The 18,468-nt window shown below is 65.3% G+C and carries 17 protein-coding genes; 10 read left to right on the top strand and 7 right to left on the bottom strand.

Going from position 1 to position 18,468, the window contains the following annotated elements; all coding sequences use genetic code 11:
• Positions 1 to 17 precede the first annotated feature (17 nt).
• From V9L20_RS11950 to V9L20_RS11940, 3 genes are read left to right on the top strand one after another with little or no spacing between them, the layout of a single operon-like run.
• The gene (locus tag V9L20_RS11950) at positions 18 to 515 is read left to right on the top strand and encodes a MarR family winged helix-turn-helix transcriptional regulator (protein WP_337296764.1); all 498 of its coding nucleotides are present in this window, start codon (positions 18 to 20) and stop codon (positions 513 to 515) included.
• Positions 508 to 1,743 (top strand): MFS transporter, encoded by a 1,236-nt coding sequence (locus V9L20_RS11945; RefSeq protein ID WP_337296763.1) that lies wholly within the window; start codon positions 508 to 510, stop codon positions 1,741 to 1,743. The genes V9L20_RS11950 and V9L20_RS11945 overlap by 8 nt, the downstream gene beginning before the upstream one ends.
• Positions 1,744 to 1,777: 34 nt before the next feature.
• The gene (locus V9L20_RS11940; RefSeq protein ID WP_337296762.1) at positions 1,778 to 3,187 is read left to right on the top strand and encodes an MATE family efflux transporter; all 1,410 of its coding nucleotides are present in this window, start codon (positions 1,778 to 1,780) and stop codon (positions 3,185 to 3,187) included.
• Between the two features lie 36 nt (positions 3,188 to 3,223).
• Here V9L20_RS11940 and V9L20_RS11935 read toward each other — a convergent pair whose 3' ends face one another.
• From V9L20_RS11935 to V9L20_RS11915, 5 genes are all read right to left on the bottom strand, one after another.
• Positions 3,224 to 3,550, bottom strand: a complete 327-nt coding sequence (locus V9L20_RS11935) for a hypothetical protein (protein ID WP_258501542.1) — start codon at positions 3,548 to 3,550, stop codon at positions 3,224 to 3,226.
• A gap of 158 nt (positions 3,551 to 3,708) precedes the next feature.
• On the bottom strand, positions 3,709 to 4,446 hold the full coding sequence (locus V9L20_RS11930; protein WP_126746207.1) for an aldolase: 738 nt from the start codon (positions 4,444 to 4,446) through the stop codon (positions 3,709 to 3,711).
• 40 nt (positions 4,447 to 4,486) lie between these two features.
• Entirely contained in the window at positions 4,487 to 5,128 is a 642-nt protein-coding gene (locus V9L20_RS11925; RefSeq protein ID WP_337296760.1) for a 2-dehydro-3-deoxy-6-phosphogalactonate aldolase, read from the bottom strand.
• Positions 5,125 to 6,033 carry a 2-dehydro-3-deoxygalactonokinase gene (locus V9L20_RS11920; protein ID WP_337296759.1) on the bottom strand — a complete coding sequence of 303 codons (909 nt, stop codon included), beginning with the start codon at positions 6,031 to 6,033 and terminating at the stop codon, positions 5,125 to 5,127. The genes V9L20_RS11925 and V9L20_RS11920 overlap by 4 nt, the downstream gene beginning before the upstream one ends.
• Before the next feature lies 1 nt (position 6,034).
• Complete coding sequence (locus V9L20_RS11915) at positions 6,035 to 7,774, bottom strand: IlvD/Edd family dehydratase (protein ID WP_337296758.1); 1,740 nt, start codon at positions 7,772 to 7,774, stop codon at positions 6,035 to 6,037.
• A 198-nt stretch (positions 7,775 to 7,972) separates the two neighbouring features.
• Here V9L20_RS11915 and V9L20_RS11910 point away from each other — a divergent pair, with 198 nt between their 5' ends.
• The 5 genes from V9L20_RS11910 (at position 7,973) to V9L20_RS11890 (ending at position 12,942) form a co-directional block, all read left to right on the top strand.
• The gene (locus tag V9L20_RS11910; protein ID WP_126746203.1) at positions 7,973 to 8,722 is read left to right on the top strand and encodes a FadR/GntR family transcriptional regulator; all 750 of its coding nucleotides are present in this window, start codon (positions 7,973 to 7,975) and stop codon (positions 8,720 to 8,722) included.
• A gap of 48 nt (positions 8,723 to 8,770) precedes the next feature.
• Entirely contained in the window at positions 8,771 to 9,316 is a 546-nt protein-coding gene (locus V9L20_RS11905; protein WP_258501537.1) for a TRAP transporter small permease, read from the top strand.
• A complete protein-coding gene (locus tag V9L20_RS11900) occupies positions 9,313 to 10,614 on the top strand; it encodes a TRAP transporter large permease (protein WP_258501534.1) in 1,302 nt (433 codons plus the stop codon). Before V9L20_RS11905 ends, V9L20_RS11900 begins: the two co-directional genes overlap by 4 nt.
• Positions 10,615 to 10,661: 47 nt before the next feature.
• Complete coding sequence (locus tag V9L20_RS11895) at positions 10,662 to 11,672, top strand: TRAP transporter substrate-binding protein (RefSeq protein ID WP_258501533.1); 1,011 nt, start codon at positions 10,662 to 10,664, stop codon at positions 11,670 to 11,672.
• 73 nt (positions 11,673 to 11,745) lie between these two features.
• Positions 11,746 to 12,942 (top strand): mandelate racemase/muconate lactonizing enzyme family protein, encoded by a 1,197-nt coding sequence (locus V9L20_RS11890; protein WP_337296757.1) that lies wholly within the window; start codon positions 11,746 to 11,748, stop codon positions 12,940 to 12,942.
• 19 nt (positions 12,943 to 12,961) lie between these two features.
• Here V9L20_RS11890 and V9L20_RS11885 read toward each other — a convergent pair whose 3' ends face one another.
• A complete protein-coding gene (locus V9L20_RS11885) occupies positions 12,962 to 13,975 on the bottom strand; it encodes an endonuclease/exonuclease/phosphatase family protein (protein WP_337296756.1) in 1,014 nt (337 codons plus the stop codon).
• A gap of 204 nt (positions 13,976 to 14,179) precedes the next feature.
• On the opposite strand from V9L20_RS11885, the gene V9L20_RS11880 reads away from it, so the two are divergent.
• Positions 14,180 to 14,611, top strand: a complete 432-nt coding sequence (locus V9L20_RS11880; RefSeq protein WP_337296755.1) for a hypothetical protein — start codon at positions 14,180 to 14,182, stop codon at positions 14,609 to 14,611.
• A 75-nt stretch (positions 14,612 to 14,686) separates the two neighbouring features.
• On the opposite strand, the gene V9L20_RS11875 is transcribed toward V9L20_RS11880, so the two are convergent.
• A complete protein-coding gene (locus V9L20_RS11875; protein WP_337296754.1) occupies positions 14,687 to 16,504 on the bottom strand; it encodes a DEAD/DEAH box helicase in 1,818 nt (605 codons plus the stop codon).
• Between the two features lie 300 nt (positions 16,505 to 16,804).
• On the opposite strand from V9L20_RS11875, the gene ettA reads away from it, so the two are divergent.
• Entirely contained in the window at positions 16,805 to 18,466 is a 1,662-nt protein-coding gene (gene ettA / locus V9L20_RS11870) for an energy-dependent translational throttle protein EttA (protein WP_126746195.1), read from the top strand.
• Positions 18,467 to 18,468: the final 2 nt, after the last annotated feature.

Here is an 18,468-nt window from a genome sequence, read left to right as displayed (position 1 = left end):
GTAGCTACAATCAAAAAATGAACACCGCTCTGAAGCCCCCTCAGCTGAAGCCCCAGGGATGTACCAATTTCCGCTTGCGGCGGCTCTCCAGGCTGGCGTCGCGCCTGTATGACGCGCACGTTGCGCCCAGCGGGCTCAAGACCACGCAGTATTCACTGCTCTCGCATGTGCTGCACTTCGGGCCGCTGCGCCCGGTCGACCTGGCGCGTGAGATGAACGTCGACGCCTCCACGCTCACGCGCAATCTCAAGCCGATGCTGGCGGCGGGCTTCCTGGTGCAGACCGAAGGCCCCGATGCGCGCAGCCGCATGCTGTCGATCACCGACGCGGGCCGCGAAAAGCGGGCCGAGGCGCAGCGCCTGTGGCACGGCGCGCAGCTGGCGCTCAACGACATCCTCGGCACGGAGCGCGTGCTGGCGCTGCATGCCCTTCTCGACGAAAGCCTGGAATTGCTGCAGCGTGCCGGGCTGGGCGATGCACAGCCGGAAGACCCAACAGGAGCCCGCGATGAATGAAACCTCTGTACGGCGCCATGCGCTCTGGCTCGTGCTGCTGGCGGCCGCGGGCGCTTTCGCGCTCACGATGGGCGTGCGCCAGACGATGGGGCTGTTCCTCTCGGCACTCAACACCTCGACCGCGCTCGGCATCGGCAGCATCAGCCTTGCGTTCGCCTTCGGGCAGCTCTGGTGGGGGCTCACGCAGCCCTTCGGGGGGGCCGTGGCCGACCGCATCGGCACCGGGCGCGTGGTGTTCATCGGCGTGCTGCTGGTGGCCATCGGCACGCTCATCACGCCGCTCATGACGAGCACGGCCGGCCTGATCTTCGCCATTGGCGTGCTGGCGGCCGGCGGCGCCGGCATGGCGGGCCCTTCGGTGCTGATGGCCGCGACCACGCGCCTGGTGCCGGCGAACAAGCGTGGCCTGGCCACCGGCATGGTGAATGCCGGTGGCTCCTTCGGACAGTTCGCGATGGCGCCGATCGCCGTCGGCCTGACGGCGGCGGTGGGCTGGGCCGGCGCGATGCAGTGGCTCGGCGTACTGGTGCTGCTGGCGTTGCCGGCCGCATGGGTGCTCAAGGGCAATTCGAACGCCATGGCCGCGGCGTCGGCGGCCGCATCGGGCACCAAGCCGCTGAGTGCGCGCCAGGCCATCGGCCAGGCGCTCGCGACGCCCAGCTACCGCTACCTGAGCCTGGGCTTCCTGGTCTGCGGCTTTCACGTCGCCTTTCTGGCCACGCACCTGCCCGGTGTCGTCGCAGCCTGCGGGCTGCCGGCCGAAGTCGGCGGCTGGGCGCTGGCGATGATCGGGCTCTTCAACATTGTCGGCAGCTTGGCCATGGGCTGGGCCGTGGGGCGCTGGCGCATGAAGTCGCTGCTGTCGCTGGTCTATGCCACGCGCGGTATCGCCGTGCTGGTGTTCCTGCTGGCGCCGAAGACGACCGCGGTGATGCTGGTGTTTGCCGCCGTGATGGGTGTGACCTTCCTGTCGACCGTGCCGCCGACCGCGGGCCTCGTCGCCAAGATGTTCGGGCCGGCCAACATGGCAATGCTGTTCGGCATCGTGATGCTGGCGCACCAGGTCGGCGGCTTCCTGGGCGCGTTCCTGGGCGGCTACGTCTTCCAGGCCACGGGCAACTACGACATCGTCTGGTACATCGACATCGCACTCGCCGCCGGGGCCGCGCTGGTGCACTTGCCGATCCGCGAAGCGCGGCTCGTGCGTTCGAAGCTGGCGGCCGCATGAGCGCGCACCGCGTGCAAAGCACAGGGGTCGATGAATGAACCAGGAATTCGATCCGCGCACGCGGCGGCTGCTCGAAGCGCCCATCGTGCCGACGCTGCTGCGGCTGGCCGCGCCCAATGTGCTCGTGATGGTGGCGCAGGCTTCCGTCGGGCTCATCGAAACCTACTTCGTCGGCAAGCTGGGCACCGAGGCGCTCGCGGGCATGGCGCTGGTGTTTCCCATCGTCATGCTGATGCAGATGACGTCGAGCGGCGCCATGGGCGGCGGCATTGCCTCGTCCATTGCACGCGCGCTGGGAGCGCGCCGCCGCGATGATGCCGACGCGCTGGTGTGGCACGCGGTAGTCATTGCCATCGGCTTCGGCTTGCTCTTCTCGCTCGCGCTGCTGGCCGGCGGGCGCTGGCTGTACGGAATCATGGGCGGCACCGGTGCCGCGCTCGAGGCGGCGCTGACGTACTCGAACTGGGTGTTTGCGGGCGCGGTGCTGGTGTGGCTCTTCAACTCGCTGTCGGCCATCATCCGCGGCACCGGCAACATGGCGGTGCCGGCGAACGTAACGGTGGCGGGCGTGGTGTTCCTCATTCCCGCATCGCCGTTGCTGATCTTCGGCTGGGGTCCGCTGCCGGGCATGGGCATTGCGGGCGGCGCGATGGCGCTGCTGCTGTACTACCTGCTGGGCTCGGCGGCGCTCATCGTGTACCTGCGCTCGCCGCGCAGCTTGCTGCGCCCGACGCTCGCCGCGCTGAAGCTGCGCTGGCCGCTGTTCCGCAACATCCTGGGCATCGGGCTGGTGGGTGCGGTGTCCACGGTGGCAACCAACCTGTCGATCGGCATTGCGACTGCACTGACCGGCCATTTCGGTTCAGGCGCACTGGCGGGCTACGGAACCGCATCGCGGCTCGAATATTTGCTGGTGCCGCTGGTGTTCGGACTTGGCGCGCCACTGGTCGCGATGGTGGGCACCTGCATGGGCGCCGGCCAGCGCGAACGCGCGCTGCGCGCCACATGGGCCGGTGCCGCGCTGGCTTTTGCGCTGACCGAAACCATCGGCCTGGCCGCGGCGCTGTTTCCGCGCCCCTGGCTGCTGCTGTTCGGCAATGACCCCGCCATGCTCGAAACCGGCGCGCACTACTTGCGCGTGGTGGGGCCGCTCTACGGCTTCTTCGGTGTGGGCCTGGTGCTGTACTTTGCTTCGCAGGGAGCAGGTCGCCTGCTGTGGCCCGTGCTCGGCAACATCGCGCGGCTGGCCGTGGCCGGCATCGGCGGCTGGCTGGCGTTGCGCTGGGGCGGCGGGCTGACCGGCGTGTTCGCCGCGCAAGGCGTGGCGCTGGTGGTGTACGGCATCGTCATCGCGTCGGCAATTGCAGGCGGCGCGTGGTTCGGCCGCGTCGGCTGGCCGCGCTCGCCCGCAAACCTGCTGCGGCGCGTGGCGGCACAAGCCTGAGCCGGCTCGGGCCCAGGCAAGGCCCGGCGCGCGAAATCAATAGCGGTAGGGGTTCTCGGGCCGGCGGTCGTAGCGGTTGGGAACGCCGTCGCCGTCGTAGTCCCTGCGGCCGTAGCGGCGCTCTTCCCAATGGCGATGCCGGCGGTGCTCGTAGCGGTCGTGGCCGCGGTGGTAGCCCGGGCCGTAGTAGTGGTGGCGCGGAGGCGGCGGAGCATAGTAGTGATGGCGCGGCGGCGGCGGCGCGGGCACGACATACACCTGGGCCTGAATGAAGCGGCCGCCGGTCTGGGCTTGGGCCGGAGCGCTGAGGGCGGTCAGCGAAAGCAGGGCAGCGGCGCTGATTGCGAAGATGAGCTTTTTCATGGCAACTCCAATGGAGTGGTTGGAAGCCCTATCGTCGGGCTTCCATGTGAACGCTGTGTAAGGCTCGCGCGAAATCCGATAAAGAGCTGTAAGCCGCTGCGCAGCCGTTCCGCCATCCTAGGCGCCCTGTGCCGCGGCCGGAACCGGCCGAACGGACGTCAGCCGTGTGGCGGAGGCAGCATGCGCCGGAGCGCCTCGAAAAACAGGTCGGACTGCTCGCGTTCGCCCTGGATTTGCGCGGCTGCGTGGGCGGCCATCTCGGGGTCGACAGGAACCAGCGGGCGACCGGTCGATTGCGCAATCACCTGGTGCAGGCTTGCGCGTTCGAGGTAGTAGAGATCGTCGTAGGCGTGCGCAATGGTGGCGCCCGCCACGACCACGCCGTGGTTCGCGAGAAAGGCCACGTCTTTTCCCACCATGGCGCGTGCGATGCGCTCGCCCTCGGCATCGTCGAGCGCGAGCCCGTTGTACACCGCGTCGATCGCGATGCGGTTCATGTAGCGCATCGCGTTCTGGCTCAGCGTGGGGTCGAGCGCGCGATCGACCGTGAGCGTGAGCGCGGTCGCATAGGGCATGTGGCAGTGCAGCACGACGGCGTGGCCAGTAATGCGGTGCACCGCGCCGTGGATGAAGAGGGCGGTCGGTTCCACCCGGTGGCGGCCGGCAAGCACCTCGCCGTGCACGTCGATCAGCACGATGTCGTCGGGCCCGATCTCGCTCCAGTGCAGGCCGCGAGGGTTGATCAGGTAGCGGTCTTGCGCGCCCGGGAGCATCACGCTGAAATGGTTGCAGACCCCTTCGGACAGGCCGTGGTGTGCGGCTGCGCGCAATGCGAGCGCAAGGTCTTCGCGCAACTTGCGCACGGCGGGGCTGGCGTAGTCTGAATCTGCGGACATCGACGGGGCCTCGTGGATGTGGTTGAAAGAAAAAAATGCTTCAGGCGTGGATTGCGCCCGCATAGGCTGCAACGAATTTCTGAGCATCGGCGCGCACCTCCGAGGCTTGCTTGCCCGGCTTATAGAGCGCAGAGCCGATGCCGAAGCCCGACGCGCCAGCCGCACGCCACTCGGCCATGTTGGCCGGCGTGATGCCGCCCACGGGCATCAGCGGCGTGCCGGCGGGCAACACCGCAAGCAGCGCCTTCACCACCGCGGGCGATGCCAGCTCGGCCGGAAAGAGCTTGAGTCCGGTGGCGCCCGCGGCCAGCGCGCCGAAAGCTTCGGTCGGCGTCATCACGCCGGGCAGGCACACCATGCCGAGCCGCACGGCTTCGGCGATGACCTCGGCGTTGAAGTTGGGCGACACGATGAGCTCGCCGCCGGCTGAATGCACGTAGCGCACCTGCTGCGCATCGAGCACCGTGCCGGCACCCACAAGCGCTTGCGGAAAGCGCGTGCGCATCAGCGTGATGCTGGCATAGGGCTTGGGCGAATTGAGCGGCACCTCGAGCAGCCGGAAGCCGGACTCGACGATGGCGTCGCCCACATCGGCGGCCTCGGGTGGCGTGAGCCCGCGCAAGATGGCGACCAGCGGCAGCTCGCGCATCGCGGCGTCGAATTTTTCTTGGGGAGTGGTCATGAGGGCGTTCTGTCTGCGTCGAGAAAGCCGGACAGCGCATGCAGTCCGGCCCAGGTGGCTTCGGCACCGTGCGTGCGGGTGGCGGTGCCGGTGGCGCTCAGCGCGAGCGTGTAGCGTTGGGTGAGTGCGGGGGAGCCGATCAGCACCACTTCGCCGAAGGCATGCAGCGATTGCGTGCGCAGCTCTTCGCCGATCAGGAGGCCCGAGAGATAACTCGCGAGTTCCTGCCTGGGCATGCGTTCGAACAGCGCCAGCGTGCGCGCACCGAAAGCGTTGTGCAGCAGGCCCTGGCCGTTGTCGGCGCGGGTAACGCCTTGCACGAAAGCGGCTTCGTCGAGCGGTGCATCGGCATCGAGCGTGCGCGCAAGAATCGAATGCTGGCTCAGCAGCGCATAGAACTCGCCGGTCATGAAGGTGCGAAAGCCCGTAACGCGGCCCTTCTTGACCGTGGCCCACTTGTTGTGGGTTCCCGGCAATACGAACACGCCTTCGTCGACGTCCATCAATGCCATGGCGCCGAAGATCTGCACTTCTTCGCCGCGCATGACATCGGGAACACCGTCATGCTCGTCGCTGAGGCCCGGCACGATGGCAATGCGCGAACCCGGCGGCGCATCGATGTCGATGATCTTGCGGCCCACTTCGACGCGGCCCGCGGGGCAGGCGCAATACGGCGCCTCGACCCAGCCCTGCTTGCTGCCGGCCATGCCGGAGATCAGGCAGCGCGTGCCTTCTGGCTGCATCCAGTCGCCGAACAGCTCATCGAACACCGCAGGAAAGCCGCCCGCGGGCACCTTGAGAATGCCGCGCGTGTCGCTCCGCTCTTCGAGCACCTTGCCACCCGCGTCGAGCAATGCGCCGCGCAGGGAACTCGTGCCCCAGTCGATGGCTACCAGTCTTGTCATCCTAGTGATTGTCGCGCGGCACAAAGCTTCCGCGGCGGCCGCGCAGGAAGGCCAGGTCGGCCCCCTGGTCGGCCTGCAGCACCGTGTCGACATAGAGCTTCCAGTAGCCCGAATCGAGCGGCGCCTTGGGCGCGACCCATTTTTCGAGCCGCTTGGCCAGTTCTTCGTCGCTCACATGCAGGTGCAGCTTGCGGTTGGGCACGTCGAGTTCGACGATGTCGCCGTCCTGCACCAGCGCGAGCGGACCGCCAGCCGCGGCTTCGGGCGAAGTGTGCAGCACCACCGTGCCGTAGGCCGTGCCGCTCATGCGCGCATCGCTGATGCGGACCATGTCCGTGATGCCTTTGCGCAGCACCTTCGGCGGCAACGGCATGTTGCCCGACTCGGCCATGCCGGGGTAGCCGCGCGGGCCGCAGTTCTTGAGCACCATGACGCAGTGCTCGTCGATGTCCAGGTTCTCGTCGTCGATGCGCTTGTGCAGGTCGTCGGCGTTTTCGAACACCACCGCGCGGCCCTTGTGCACCAGCAGCTCGGGTGTCGCGGCGCTCGGCTTGATGATGGCGCCGTTGGGCGCGAGGTTGCCGCGCAGCACGCAGATGCCGGCCTTGTCCTTGAAGGGTTCCGCCAGCGTGCGGATCACCTGCGGGTTGTAGTTTTCGGCGTCCTTCACGTTGTCCCACAGCGTCTGGCCGTTGGCGGTGATGGCGTCCTTGTGCAGGTGCTCCGCAATTTCCTTGATGACCACCGGCAGGCCGCCCGCGTAGCAGAAGTCTTCCATGAGAAAGCGGCCCGAGGGCTGCAGGTCGACCAGGCACGGCAGCTCGGAAGCCAGCCGGTCGAAGTCGTCGAGCGAAAGGTCCACGCCGATGCGGCCTGCAATGGCCAGCAGGTGAATCACCAGGTTGGTCGAGCCGCCGATGGCCGCATTGACCTTGATGGCGTTCTCGATGGCCTGGCGCGTGAGGATCTTCGACATGTTGAGGTCTTCATGCACCATGTCGACGATGCGGCGGCCGGCCATGCGCGCCAGCACGTTGCGGCGGCCGTCGACCGCCGGATAAGCCGCATTGCCCGGCAGGCCGATGCCGAGCGATTCGACCATGCAGGCCATGGTGCTTGCGGTGCCCATGGTCATGCAGTGGCCGTGGCTGCGGTGCATGCAGCTTTCGGCTTCGAAGAAGTCTTTGAGCTTGAGCGTGCCGGCGCGCACCTGCTCGCTCATTTGCCACACGCCGGTGCCCGAGCCCAGTTCCTGGCCGCGCCATTTGCCCGAGAGCATGGGGCCGCCCGAGACGCCGATGGTCGGCAGGTCGACGCTGGCCGCGCCCATCATGAGCGCAGGCGTGGTCTTGTCGCAGCCCATGAGCAGCACCACGCCGTCGAGCGGGTTGCCGCGAATGCTTTCTTCCACGTCCATGCTCGCAAGGTTGCGGTACAGCATGGCCGTGGGGCGCAGCAGCGTTTCGCCGAGCGACATGACCGGAAACTCGACGGGAAAACCGCCTGCCTCGTACACGCCGATCTTCACTTGCTCGGCAAGCGTGCGGAAGTGCGAATTGCAGGGCGTGAATTCGCTGAAGGTGTTGCAAATGCCGATGACCGGACGCCCGTCGAACTGGTCGTGCGGCACGCCCTTGCCCTTCATCCAGCTTCGATAGATGAAGCCGTCGCGGTCATTGCGGCCGAACCATTGCTGGCTGCGCAGGTCTTCGGGATTTTTCTTCTTCGGCGGGGTGGTCATCGCTTGTCTCCGGTAACTGGAAGTGTGCCGGCAGGTCAGGGTTTTTCCTGCCGAAATGCGTTTTCAATCATCATATGATAAGCGTGAGACGCTGTCACGGCGTTCAGGGTTTTCGAGTGGCTGGCGGTGTGCGCGGCCGGTCATTAACGCCAAGAAGCAAGAGCAAGAAAACCCAACAAAGACAAACAACAGGCACGCATGATCAAGAACGTTCACGGCAATACCGTCGACCGCATCGGAAGCGACATCGTCGCTGGCCGCTATGCGCCTGGCGCGTCCATTCCGCCGGAACCTCTTCTGTGCGAGGAACTCGGCGTCAGCCGCACCGTGATTCGTGAATCGATCAAGTCGCTGATTGCCAAGGGGCTTGTCACCAGCGGGCCCAAGGTCGGCACGCGTGTGCAGCCGGCGGACCAGTGGAACTGGTTCGATGCCGACGTGATCGTCTGGCAGACCGAGGCGGGCCTGTCGGCCGAGTTTTTGCGCGACCTGCAGGACCTGCGCCGCGTGGTCGAGCCCGCCGCCGTAGGGCTGGCCGCTCTGCGCGCCACGGCCGAAGACATCGCCGACATGGAGGAAGCCTACGCGGGCATGAAGCGCGCCATCGAGTTCGGCGGCGACTACATCACGCCCGACCTGCGTTTTCATCAAGGACTCATCCGCTCCAGCCACAACCGCATGCTGGTGCAGATGAGCCGCGCGCTGGGCGCGCTGCTGCGCACGAGCTTCGAAATATCGACCAGCCGCAAGAACGGGCCCGCCAGTTCGCTGCCGCTGCATCGCGCGGTGCTCGACGCCGTGATTGCGCGAGACTCCGCACGCGCCGAAAAAGCCGTGCTGGTGCTGATCGACGGTGCACGCCACGACATCGAGCAGGTGCTCGCCTCGCGCAAGAAGCTCCCGCGCATCAGCCGTCCGGCCACCAGGCTCAAGGCGTTTCCGCTCTAGCGAGCAAAAGATTCATAACAACAGCAGAAGCAAAAAGGAGATGGACTCATGAATAGGGTGATCGACGGATTTTTCCGTGTGCTGGAATTCCTGGTAGTGGTGTGCATGGTGGCCATGGTCGTCATGGTGTTCGGCAACGTGGTGCTTCGCTACGGCTTCAACTCGGGCATCTCCGTGTCCGACGAGATGTCGCGCTACTGCTTCATCTGGCTCACCTACATCGGTGCCATGGTGGCAATGCGCGAAGGCGCGCACCTGGGCGTCGACACGCTCATCAAGCGGCTGCCGCTGGGCGGCAAGAAGTTCTGCTTCTTCATGAGCCAGTCGCTCATGCTGTTCTGCAACGTGCTGTTCCTCATGGGCACGTATGAAATGCACGAGCTGCAAGTCACCAACATATCTCCGGTGGTCGGCATCTCGATGATCTGGATCTACGGCATCGGCTACGTGGTTGCCGTGGTCATGGGCATCTTCAATATCGAAAAGCTGTGGCGGCTGTTCCGCGGAAGGGTCCCGGAGCAGGAGTTGATTCAGGTCATGGAATCCGAAGAGCAAGTGCTCGAAGTGTCCGCACACGGCAAGGTGGCGCAATGACAGTCACCATCTTCATCGTGTCGCTGCTCGGTGCCATGGCGCTGGGTATTCCAATTTCGTATTCGCTGCTGGTGTGCGGCGTATCGCTGATGGGCTGGCTTGCCTACACCGGTGGCCTGCCGGCGTTCGACAGCCAGATCATTGCGCAGCGCTTCGTCGACGGCGCCGACAACTTTCCGCTGCTCGCCGTACCGTTCTTCCTTCTGGCGGGCGAATTCATGAACGCCGGGGGGCTGAGCCGTCGCATCGTCAACCTGGCGATGGCATGGGTGGGGCATTACCGCGGCGGCATGGGCTATGTGGCGGTGCTGGCGGCGATCATCATGGCGTCGCTGTCGGGCTCTGCCGTGGCCGACACGGCCGCGCTGGCCGCACTGCTGATTCCCATGATGAAGGCAGCCGGCTACCGGCTCGATCGCTCGGCCGGCCTGATTGCCGCGGGCGGCATCATCGCGCCGGTCATTCCGCCGTCGATCGGCCTCATCGTGTTCGGTGTGGCCGGCAACGTGTCGATCACCAAACTGTTCCTGGCCGGCATCGTGCCGGGCATCCTGATGGGCGTCGCCGTGGGCATCGCCTGGTGGATCGTCGCCAAGAAGGAGGACGTGAAGTCCGCGCCGCGCGTGGGCTGGGGCGAACGGCTCAAGGTCACGGCGCAGGGCAGCCTGGCGCTGGCGCTGCCCCTCATCATCATCGGCGGCATGAAGTTCGGCATCTTCACTCCGACCGAAGCGGCGGTGGTGGCGGCGGTCTATTCGCTGATCGTCGGCCTTTTCGTCTACGGCGAGCTCAAGTTCAAGGACCTGTACCGGCTCACGCTGGCTGCCGGCAAGACGACCGCGGTGGTGATGTTCCTCGTGGCGGCTGCCATGGTGAGCGCCTGGCTCATCACGGTAGCCAACATCCCGGGCGAAGTGGTGTCGCTGCTCGAGCCGTTCCTGGACAACAAGGTCTTGCTGATGTTCGTGATGATGGTGCTCATCGTCATCGTGGGCACCGCGCTCGACTTCACGCCCACCGTGCTGATCCTCACGCCGGTGCTGATGCCGGTGGTGCTCAAGGCCGGCATCGACCCGGTGTACTTCGGTGTGCTGTTCATCATGAACAACGCCATCGGCCTCATCACGCCGCCCGTGGGTACGGTGCTCAACGTGGTGAGCGGCGTGGCGCGCATCTCGATGGACGACGCCTTCAAGGGCGTGATGCCATTCTTCATCGCTCACCTGGTCGTGTTGTTCACGCTGGTGTTCTTCCCTCAGATCGTGACCGTTCCGCTCCAGTGGTGGATGGGTCGCTAGTTGCTTTTTTCGTCAGTTCATTCAACCTCAATCGAAGGAGACAAACCATGTTGTTCCGCAGAACCCTGATGACCGCCGCCCTCGTGGCCGGCGGCCTGCTGGCATCGACCGGTGCCATTGCGCAATTTGCCGAGCGCACCATCAAGTTCACCAATGGCGTGAACGAAGACCACCCGGTGGGCGTGGGCGTCAAGAAGATGCAAGAGGTGCTGGCCGCCAAGACCGGCGGCAAGATGAAGATCGTCGCCTTCTGGGGCGGCGCCGCTGGCGGCGACCTGCCGGCCACGCAGGCGCTTCGCGCCGGCACGCAAGAAATGGTGTGCACCTCCAGCTCGCCGCTGGTCGGCATCGTGAAGGAGCTCGGCGCGTTCGACCTGCCGTTCCTGTTTGCGAACGAGAAAGAAGCCGATGCGGTGCTCGACGGCCCAGCCGGTGAATACTTCAACAAGAAGCTCGAAGCCGCGGGCCTGGTGAACCTGGCCTACTGGGAGAACGGTTTCCGCAACCTGACTAACAGCAAGAAGCCCGTGGCCAAGCCCGAGGACTTCGAAGGCGTGAAGCTGCGCGTGATGCAGAACAACATCTTCCTGGACTCGTTCAAGACGCTGGGCGCCAATGCTGTGCCCATGGCCTTTGGCGAAGTGTTCACCGCACTTGAAACCCGCACCATCGACGGCCAGGAAAACCCCTTCGTGACCATCGAGACCTCGAAGTTCAGCGAAGTGCAGAAGTACCTGAGCGTGACGCGCCATGCCTACACGCCTTTCCTCATTCTCTACAGCAAGAAGCTGTGGGACCAGCTCAACCCGCAAGAGCAGGCCGTGCTGCGCGAAGCCGCCAAGGAAGGCCAGAAGGTCCAGCGCGAAGCCAATCGCGCGCTCAACGAGAAGGCGCTTGCCAACCTGCGCAAGACCATGACGGTGAACGACGTGTCGCCGGCCGAGCAGAAGCGCATGCTGGACAAGGTGAAGCCCGTGTACGACAAGAACGTGCCCAACATCGGCGCCGAAGCCGTGGGCGTGGTGACCGACGCGCTGAAGAAGGCGCGCGGCGGCTGATCGATTCCTGACGTGGTATCGGGGCCGCGCAGCGCAAGCTGCCGCGGCCCTTTTTATTGTGGAGTTTCAAAAATTGAAGATCACCGAAGTCGAAACCATCCGCCTGGGCGAGTTTCCCAACATCGTGTGGGTGCGCCTGCACACCGACGAGGGCCTGGTCGGCCTTGGCGAAACCTTCATGGGCGCCGAGGCGGTCGAAGCCTATCTGCATGAATGGGCGGCGCTGAAGCTGCTCGGTACCGATCCGCTGCAGATCGAGGCGCGCAACCGCGACATCACCGGCTACCTGGGCTGGCGTGGGTCGGGCGTGGAAACGCGCGGCAACTCGGCCGTCGACATTGCGCTGTGGGACTTGTTCGGCAAGGCCGCCAACATGCCGGTGCACACCGCCCTGGGCGGCAAGAGCCGCGATGCGATCCGTATCTACAACACCTGTGCCGGCTACCAGTACATCCGCAGCGCCACCAACCAGACCAGCTCCAACTGGGGCTTGGCCAACAACAACGGGCCCTACGAAGACCTGCAGGGCTTCCTGAATCATGCCGACGAGTTGGCCGAATCGCTGCTGTCCGAAGGCATCACGGCCATGAAGATCTGGCCCTTCGACCCGGCCGCGGAAAAGAGCCACGGCCAGTACATCAGCAATGCCGATCTCGACACCGCACTGGAGCCATTCCGAAAGATCCGCAACGCCGTCGGCAGCAAGATGGACATCATGGTCGAGTTCCACAGCCTGTGGCGCCTGCCGATGGCTCAAAAGATTGCCCGTGCGCTGAAGGAGTTCGACACCTTCTGGCACGAAGACGCGATCCGCATGGACAGCCTCGACCTGCTCAAGCAGTACGCGAAGGATTGCGATGCGCTCATCTGCGCGAGCGAGACGCTCAGCTACAAGTGGGGCTTCAAGGACTACCTGCAGACCGGCGTGGCCGGCGTGGCCATGCTCGACCTGAGCTGGTGCGGCGGCCTTACCGAAGCGCGCAAGATCGCAGCCATGGCCGATGCCTGGCAACTGCCGGTGGCGCCGCACGATTGCACCGGCCCCGTGGTCTGGGCCGCGTCGACGCACCTGAGCCTGCATGCGCCGAACGCGCTCATCCAGGAGAGCGTGCGCGCCTTCTTCACCGGCTGGTACAAGGAGCTCGTTACCGAGCTGCCAAAGGTCGAGAACGGAATGATCAGCCTGAACGACAAGCCCGGGCTCGGCCTGGAACTGCTGCCAGACCTGCACAAGCGGGCCGACGCGATGGTGCGGGTTTCGAAGCTCTGAGCTTCGTTGCGGCCGACGCTCAATCGGTGCGCAGCCTCAGCAGCGCCCGCACAAAACCGTGGTCCGAGCGTGAACGGTCGCGCCCTTCGTGCAGGTGGTCGTTGAAATAATCGACCCGGCGCACGTCGCCCAGGCTGCGCCGGCTGGCCGCAACGAACTCCTCGCTCACGAAGATCTGGTCGAGCACCGCCGGAAAGCCCTGGTGGATGTGCGAATAGGCCACGTCTTTCTTGAGCGCCGATTCGCCCTGCATCTCGTAGGCGTTGAATAGCGCCACGTCGCGGGCGGCCTTGTCGTAAGCCACATCGGAAGTGGCGGCCACCAGTTGCGTGGTCACGCTGTGCGGCTCGTCGTTGAAGTCGCCCATCACCACCAGCGGCGTGTCCGTGCCCTGCAGCAGGTCGATCACGATGCAGCGCAGGGCAGCCGCTTCAACGCCGCGCATGACGAGCGAGCGCAGCGAAGCCATGGCGCCCACCTTGCGGTCTTCCCGGTCCTCGAGGTGGTTGCCTTGTGCGTCCTGCAAAAATTTCGGGCGCTTGGACTTCAGGTGGACCGTCAGCACATGCACCTGCTGTCCGTGCTTCATGCGCAGCGTGACCAGAAAGGGCGGGCGCTCGAAGCGCGTGTGCGGGCCCAGGCCCGGCACGTCGACGCCGAAGCCCGGTGGAAAGTCGACAAAGGATTGAGCGTGGTCCATCGGCAGCCGCGTGGCAATGCCGACCCGCGGCGTGCCCTGCGCGCCGTTGTGCGGCGGCGTGTTCTCGGCGCCGGATACCGAGACGAAGTCATAGCGCAAGCCGCTGCGCGCAATCGCGGCCTTCAGCGCGCTCTCGTCCCAGACCTCCTGCACCGCCAGCACATCGGCATTCAGCGCGTGAAAGCGCTCGCCGATCCAGCCGATCTTGCGGTCGTATTCGCGCTCGTCGTAGGCGTCCTGGTTCTCGTAGTACACGCGGTGCGGGTTCGCGAGATTCAGCAGGTTGCAGGTCGCAACGAAGAGGGTGGCGTAGTTGGGCGGTATGTACTGCATGGCTTCGGATTGTGTCGGGCCCGCATGCCGCGCGGCGCGACGCCTTTGGTATTAACGGGAGAAAACACGATCAATGGCGCTTTGTTGCGCAGCTGACAAAAGGCGCGAGAAATGTGCAGAATTTGCGTTCTTGCAACGTTTGTGTCGACACTTGTAAAACGACAATCCAGCGCTGCATCAAATTCCGAACGGGAGGAAATAGACATGAAGATTCGATCGACCTGCGCCATCTTGCTGGCGTGCATCGCACTTGCCGCCTGCCGGTCCGCCCCTTTGTACGAGCCGAGCCGGCGCGCGCTGGTTGCGGCGGAAGAAGACGAGGAGCGCACTGTCGTCGGCCAGCCGGTGCCCGGCACGGCCTTCGCCCAACTGCGGCCCAGCATGAGCTACGCCGAAGTCATCAGGATCGCGGGCAAGCCCAACGCCGAGACCGTCAGGAACACGGGCAAAGCCTGGATTCCCACCTACAACGGCACCGACCGCTGGCGTCACTACCTGGCCTACAAGGGGCAGGGCGTGCTCGTCTTCGCCGGCACGGCGGGCGGAGAAATCGCCGAGATTTCGCGCACCAGGAATTACACGCCGGACGTGCTGATCCAGATCGTGCACAACCCGGCCGACAGCGGAAAGCTCTGAGCGACCCGGAAAAAACAAAGGGCACCGAGGTGCCCTTGTTCAATTGCGAGGCAGGTGTTCTACCCGCGGTTCCGCTTAACGGCCGAACGAGCGGCCGCCGCCGCCACCGCCGGAGCGGTTGCCGCCACCGCCGCCGCCGTAGCCGCCACCACCCGAGCGGCCACCGCCGCCCGAACGGTTGCCGCCGTAGCCGCCACCACCGCCACCGCCGCCTGAACGGCCGCCGCGACCGCGGCCGCCACCCATGTGGTCGACGCTCGTGCGCAACGGATCCGGCTGGCCGTCGCCACCCGCGACCGCTTCGGCGCGCAGGTGCGCAACCTGGTTGGCTTGCGTCGGGCTGTGGCTGTTGCCGTGATGGCGCGGTTGGCGCTCGTCATGCGGCAGGTGATTCTGTTGATGATGCTGGGGCGCGTGGTGCGGTGCGCGCGCCGGGCCTTGCGGTCCGCGGCCTTGTGCCGGGCGAGCGCCCTGGCCGCGCGGGCCTTGGCCTTGGCCGCCGCCATTGGCGTTGCGGCCTTGACCGCCGCCACCTTGGCCGCCGCCGCGGCGTTGACCGCCGCCGTTGCCGCCACCACCACCGGCGCGTTCGCCGCCACCCTGGCCGGCCTTGTTCTCGCGGATGCGTTGCAGCATTTCGGTGCGGGCGGCCTTGGCGGCTGCCTGCATCACATCGCGGCTTGGCGGACGGCCTGCGCCGCCCCAGATCGTCTGGCGGCCCATGGCGATGGGCTCGGCGCGTTCGCCGTCTTCAGGGCCGAAGCCTTCGATGAACTGCACCGGAATCGTCTGCTTGGTGAAGCGTTCGATTTCCTGCATGAAGCCTTCTTCGTCCAGGCAGACAAAGCTCACGGCCTCGCCGCTCGAACCGGCGCGGCCGGTGCGGCCGATGCGGTGCACGTAGTCTTCGCTGACGTTCGGGATTTCGTAGTTGACGACGTGCGGCAGCTCGTCGATGTCGATGCCGCGGGCCGCAATGTCGGTGGCCACCAGCGCGCGGATGTCGCCGCTCTTGAAGCCGGCCAGCGCCTGCGTGCGTGCGCTCTGGCTCTTGTTGCCGTGCAGCGCCATCGCCTCGATGCCGTTCTTGGTCAGGAACTCGGCCACGCTGTTGGCGCCGAACTTGGTGCGCGTGAACACGAGCACCTGGCTCCACTTGTTCTCGTTGATGATGTGCGCGAGCAGCGCCTTCTTCTTGCCGCGGCCCACAGGGTGGATCACCTGGGTGATGCGCTGCACGGTGGTGTTGCGCGGCGTGACCTGGATGCTTTGCGGGTTCTTGAGCAGCGTGGCGGCCAAGTCGCGGATTTCGTCGCTGAAGGTGGCCGAGAACAGCAGGCTCTGCTTTTCCCGGGGCACCAGCGCGAGAATTTTCTTCACATCGTGGATGAAGCCCATGTCGAGCATGCGGTCGGCTTCGTCGAGGATCAGCATCTGCACCTGGCTCAGGTCGAGCATGCCTTGCTGCTGCAGGTCGAGCAGGCGGCCGGGGGTGGCCACGAGAATGTCGACGCCCTTCTTGAGCTTGCTGATTTGCGGGTTCATGCCCACACCGCCGAAGATCACGGTGGAGTCGAGCTCGAGGTACTTGCCGTAGGTGCGGACCGACTCTTCGACCTGGGCCGCGAGTTCGCGCGTGGGGGTGAGCACCAGGGCACGAATGCCGATGCCGCCGAACTTGTTGGTGGCGCTGGCGCCCATGCTGAGCTTGTGCAGCATCGGCAGCGTGAAGGCGGCCGTCTTGCCGGTGCCGGTCTGGGCGCCGCCCAGAAGGTCGTGGCCTTCGAGAACCGCGGGAATGGCTTGCGCCTGGATGGGGGTGGGGGTGTCGTAACCGTGCTCGTGCACAGCCTTCAAGATGGCGGGGGCCAGCTTCAGTTCGTCAAAATTCATTGGAAACAATAAGCGCCATACACGGCGCAGTGGCATCGGCCCGCTAGGCGTCTTTTGGTAACGCCGAGCCAGTCAAGGCAGATGAAGGTCAGGGGTGGGAGCCGGAAAGTCCGCCCTCGCAAAAGGGTTGGAAAGGTCTTTCTTCGTCCCCGGCAGAGAGCCGGTGTTGCGGGCAACTGGACCCGGCAACGGTGCTTATTGTCGCATGAGTCGATAATCTATGGTTTGCCGCGTCCGAAAGCTTCTTCTGGCGCCCGCACTTTTCCCCCAATTTCCGCTACCCAAGGTAACTATCCACAGATGGCCCAATACGTCTATTCGATGAACCGTGTCAGCAAGACCGTGCCGCCCAAGCGGCAACTCTTGAAAGACATTTCGCTCTCCTTCTTCCCCGGCGCCAAGATCGGCGTGCTCGGCCTGAACGGCTCGGGCAAGTCCACGCTGCTCAAGATCATGGCGGGCGTGGACAAGGAGTTCGAGGGCGAGGCGCTGCCCATGCCGGGCATGACGATCGGCTATCTGGAGCAGGAACCCAAGCTCAACCCCGAGCACACCGTGCGCGAATCGGTCGAGGAGTCCATGGGCGCGGTGTTTGCCGCCAAGGCGCGCCTCGAAGAGGTGTACATCGCCTATGGTGCCGAAGACGCCGACTTCGACGCGCTGGCGGCCGAGCAGGCCCAGCTCGAAGCCATCATTGCCACCGCCGGCACCGATTCCGAGCATCAGCTGGAAATCGCCGCCGATGCCCTCCGCCTTCCGCCGTGGGACGCGAAGATCGGCCTGCTGTCAGGCGGCGAAAAGCGGCGCGTGGCGCTGTGCCGCCTCTTGCTGTCCAAGCCCGACATGCTGCTGCTCGACGAGCCGACCAACCACTTGGACGCCGAATCGGTGGAGTGGCTCGAAGTGTTCTTGCAGCGCTTCACGGGCACCGTGGTGGCTATTACCCACGATCGCTACTTCCTCGACAACGCAGCCGAGTGGATCCTGGAAATGGACCGCGGCCGCGGCATTCCGTGGAAGGGCAACTACAGCACCTGGCTCGAGCAGAAGGGCGAACGCCTGGCGCAGGAGCAGAAGAGCGAAGAAGCCCACGCCAAGGCCCTGAAGAAGGAACTCGAGTGGTCGCGCCAGAACCCGAAGGCACGCCAGGCCAAGAGCAAATCCCGCCTGGCCCGCTTCGAAGAGCTGAGCGACATGGAATACCAGAAGCGCAACGAGACGCAGGAAATCTTCATTCCTGTGGCCGAGCGGCTGGGCCAGCAGGTGTTCGAGTTCCACAACGTCAGCAAGTCCTTCGGCGACCGCATGCTGATCGACAACCTGAGCTTCACCGTGCCGCCGGGCGCCATCGTCGGCATCATCGGCCCGAACGGCGCCGGCAAGTCGACGCTCTTCAAGCTGCTCGCGGGCAAGGAGAAGCCGGATTCGGGCGAGGTCATCATCGGCCAGACCGTGAAGATGGCCTTCGTCGACCAGCACCGCGACGAGCTGGCGTCCGAAAAGACCGTGTGGGAAGACATCTCGAATGGCCTGGACATCATCAATGTCGGCAAGTTCCAGATGGCGAGCCGCGCGTACGCGGGCCGCTTCAACTTCAATGGCGCCGACCAGCAGAAGAAGGTCGGTACGCTGTCGGGCGGTGAACGCGGACGCCTGCACCTGGCCAAGACGCTGATCGCGGGCGGCAACGTACTGCTGCTTGACGAACCGTCGAACGACCTGGACGTGGAAACCCTGCGCGCCCTGGAAGATGCACTGCTCGAGTTCGCCGGCACCGTGATGGTCATCAGCCACGATCGCTGGTTCCTCGACCGCATCGCCACGCACATCCTCGCGGCCGAAGGCGACAGCCAGTGGACCTTCTTCAACGGCAACTACCAGGAGTACGAAGCCGACAAGAAGAAGCGCCTTGGCGAAGAAGGCGCCAAGCCCAAGCGCATGCGCTACAAGGCACTCAAGTAACG

It is taken from the genome of Variovorax sp. CCNWLW225 (assembly GCF_037204045.1).
Taxonomy (GTDB): domain Bacteria; phylum Pseudomonadota; class Gammaproteobacteria; order Burkholderiales; family Burkholderiaceae_C; genus Variovorax.
The sequence above is the reverse complement of the archived record's forward strand: the minus strand, read 5'-3'. Positions and strand labels throughout refer to the sequence as shown.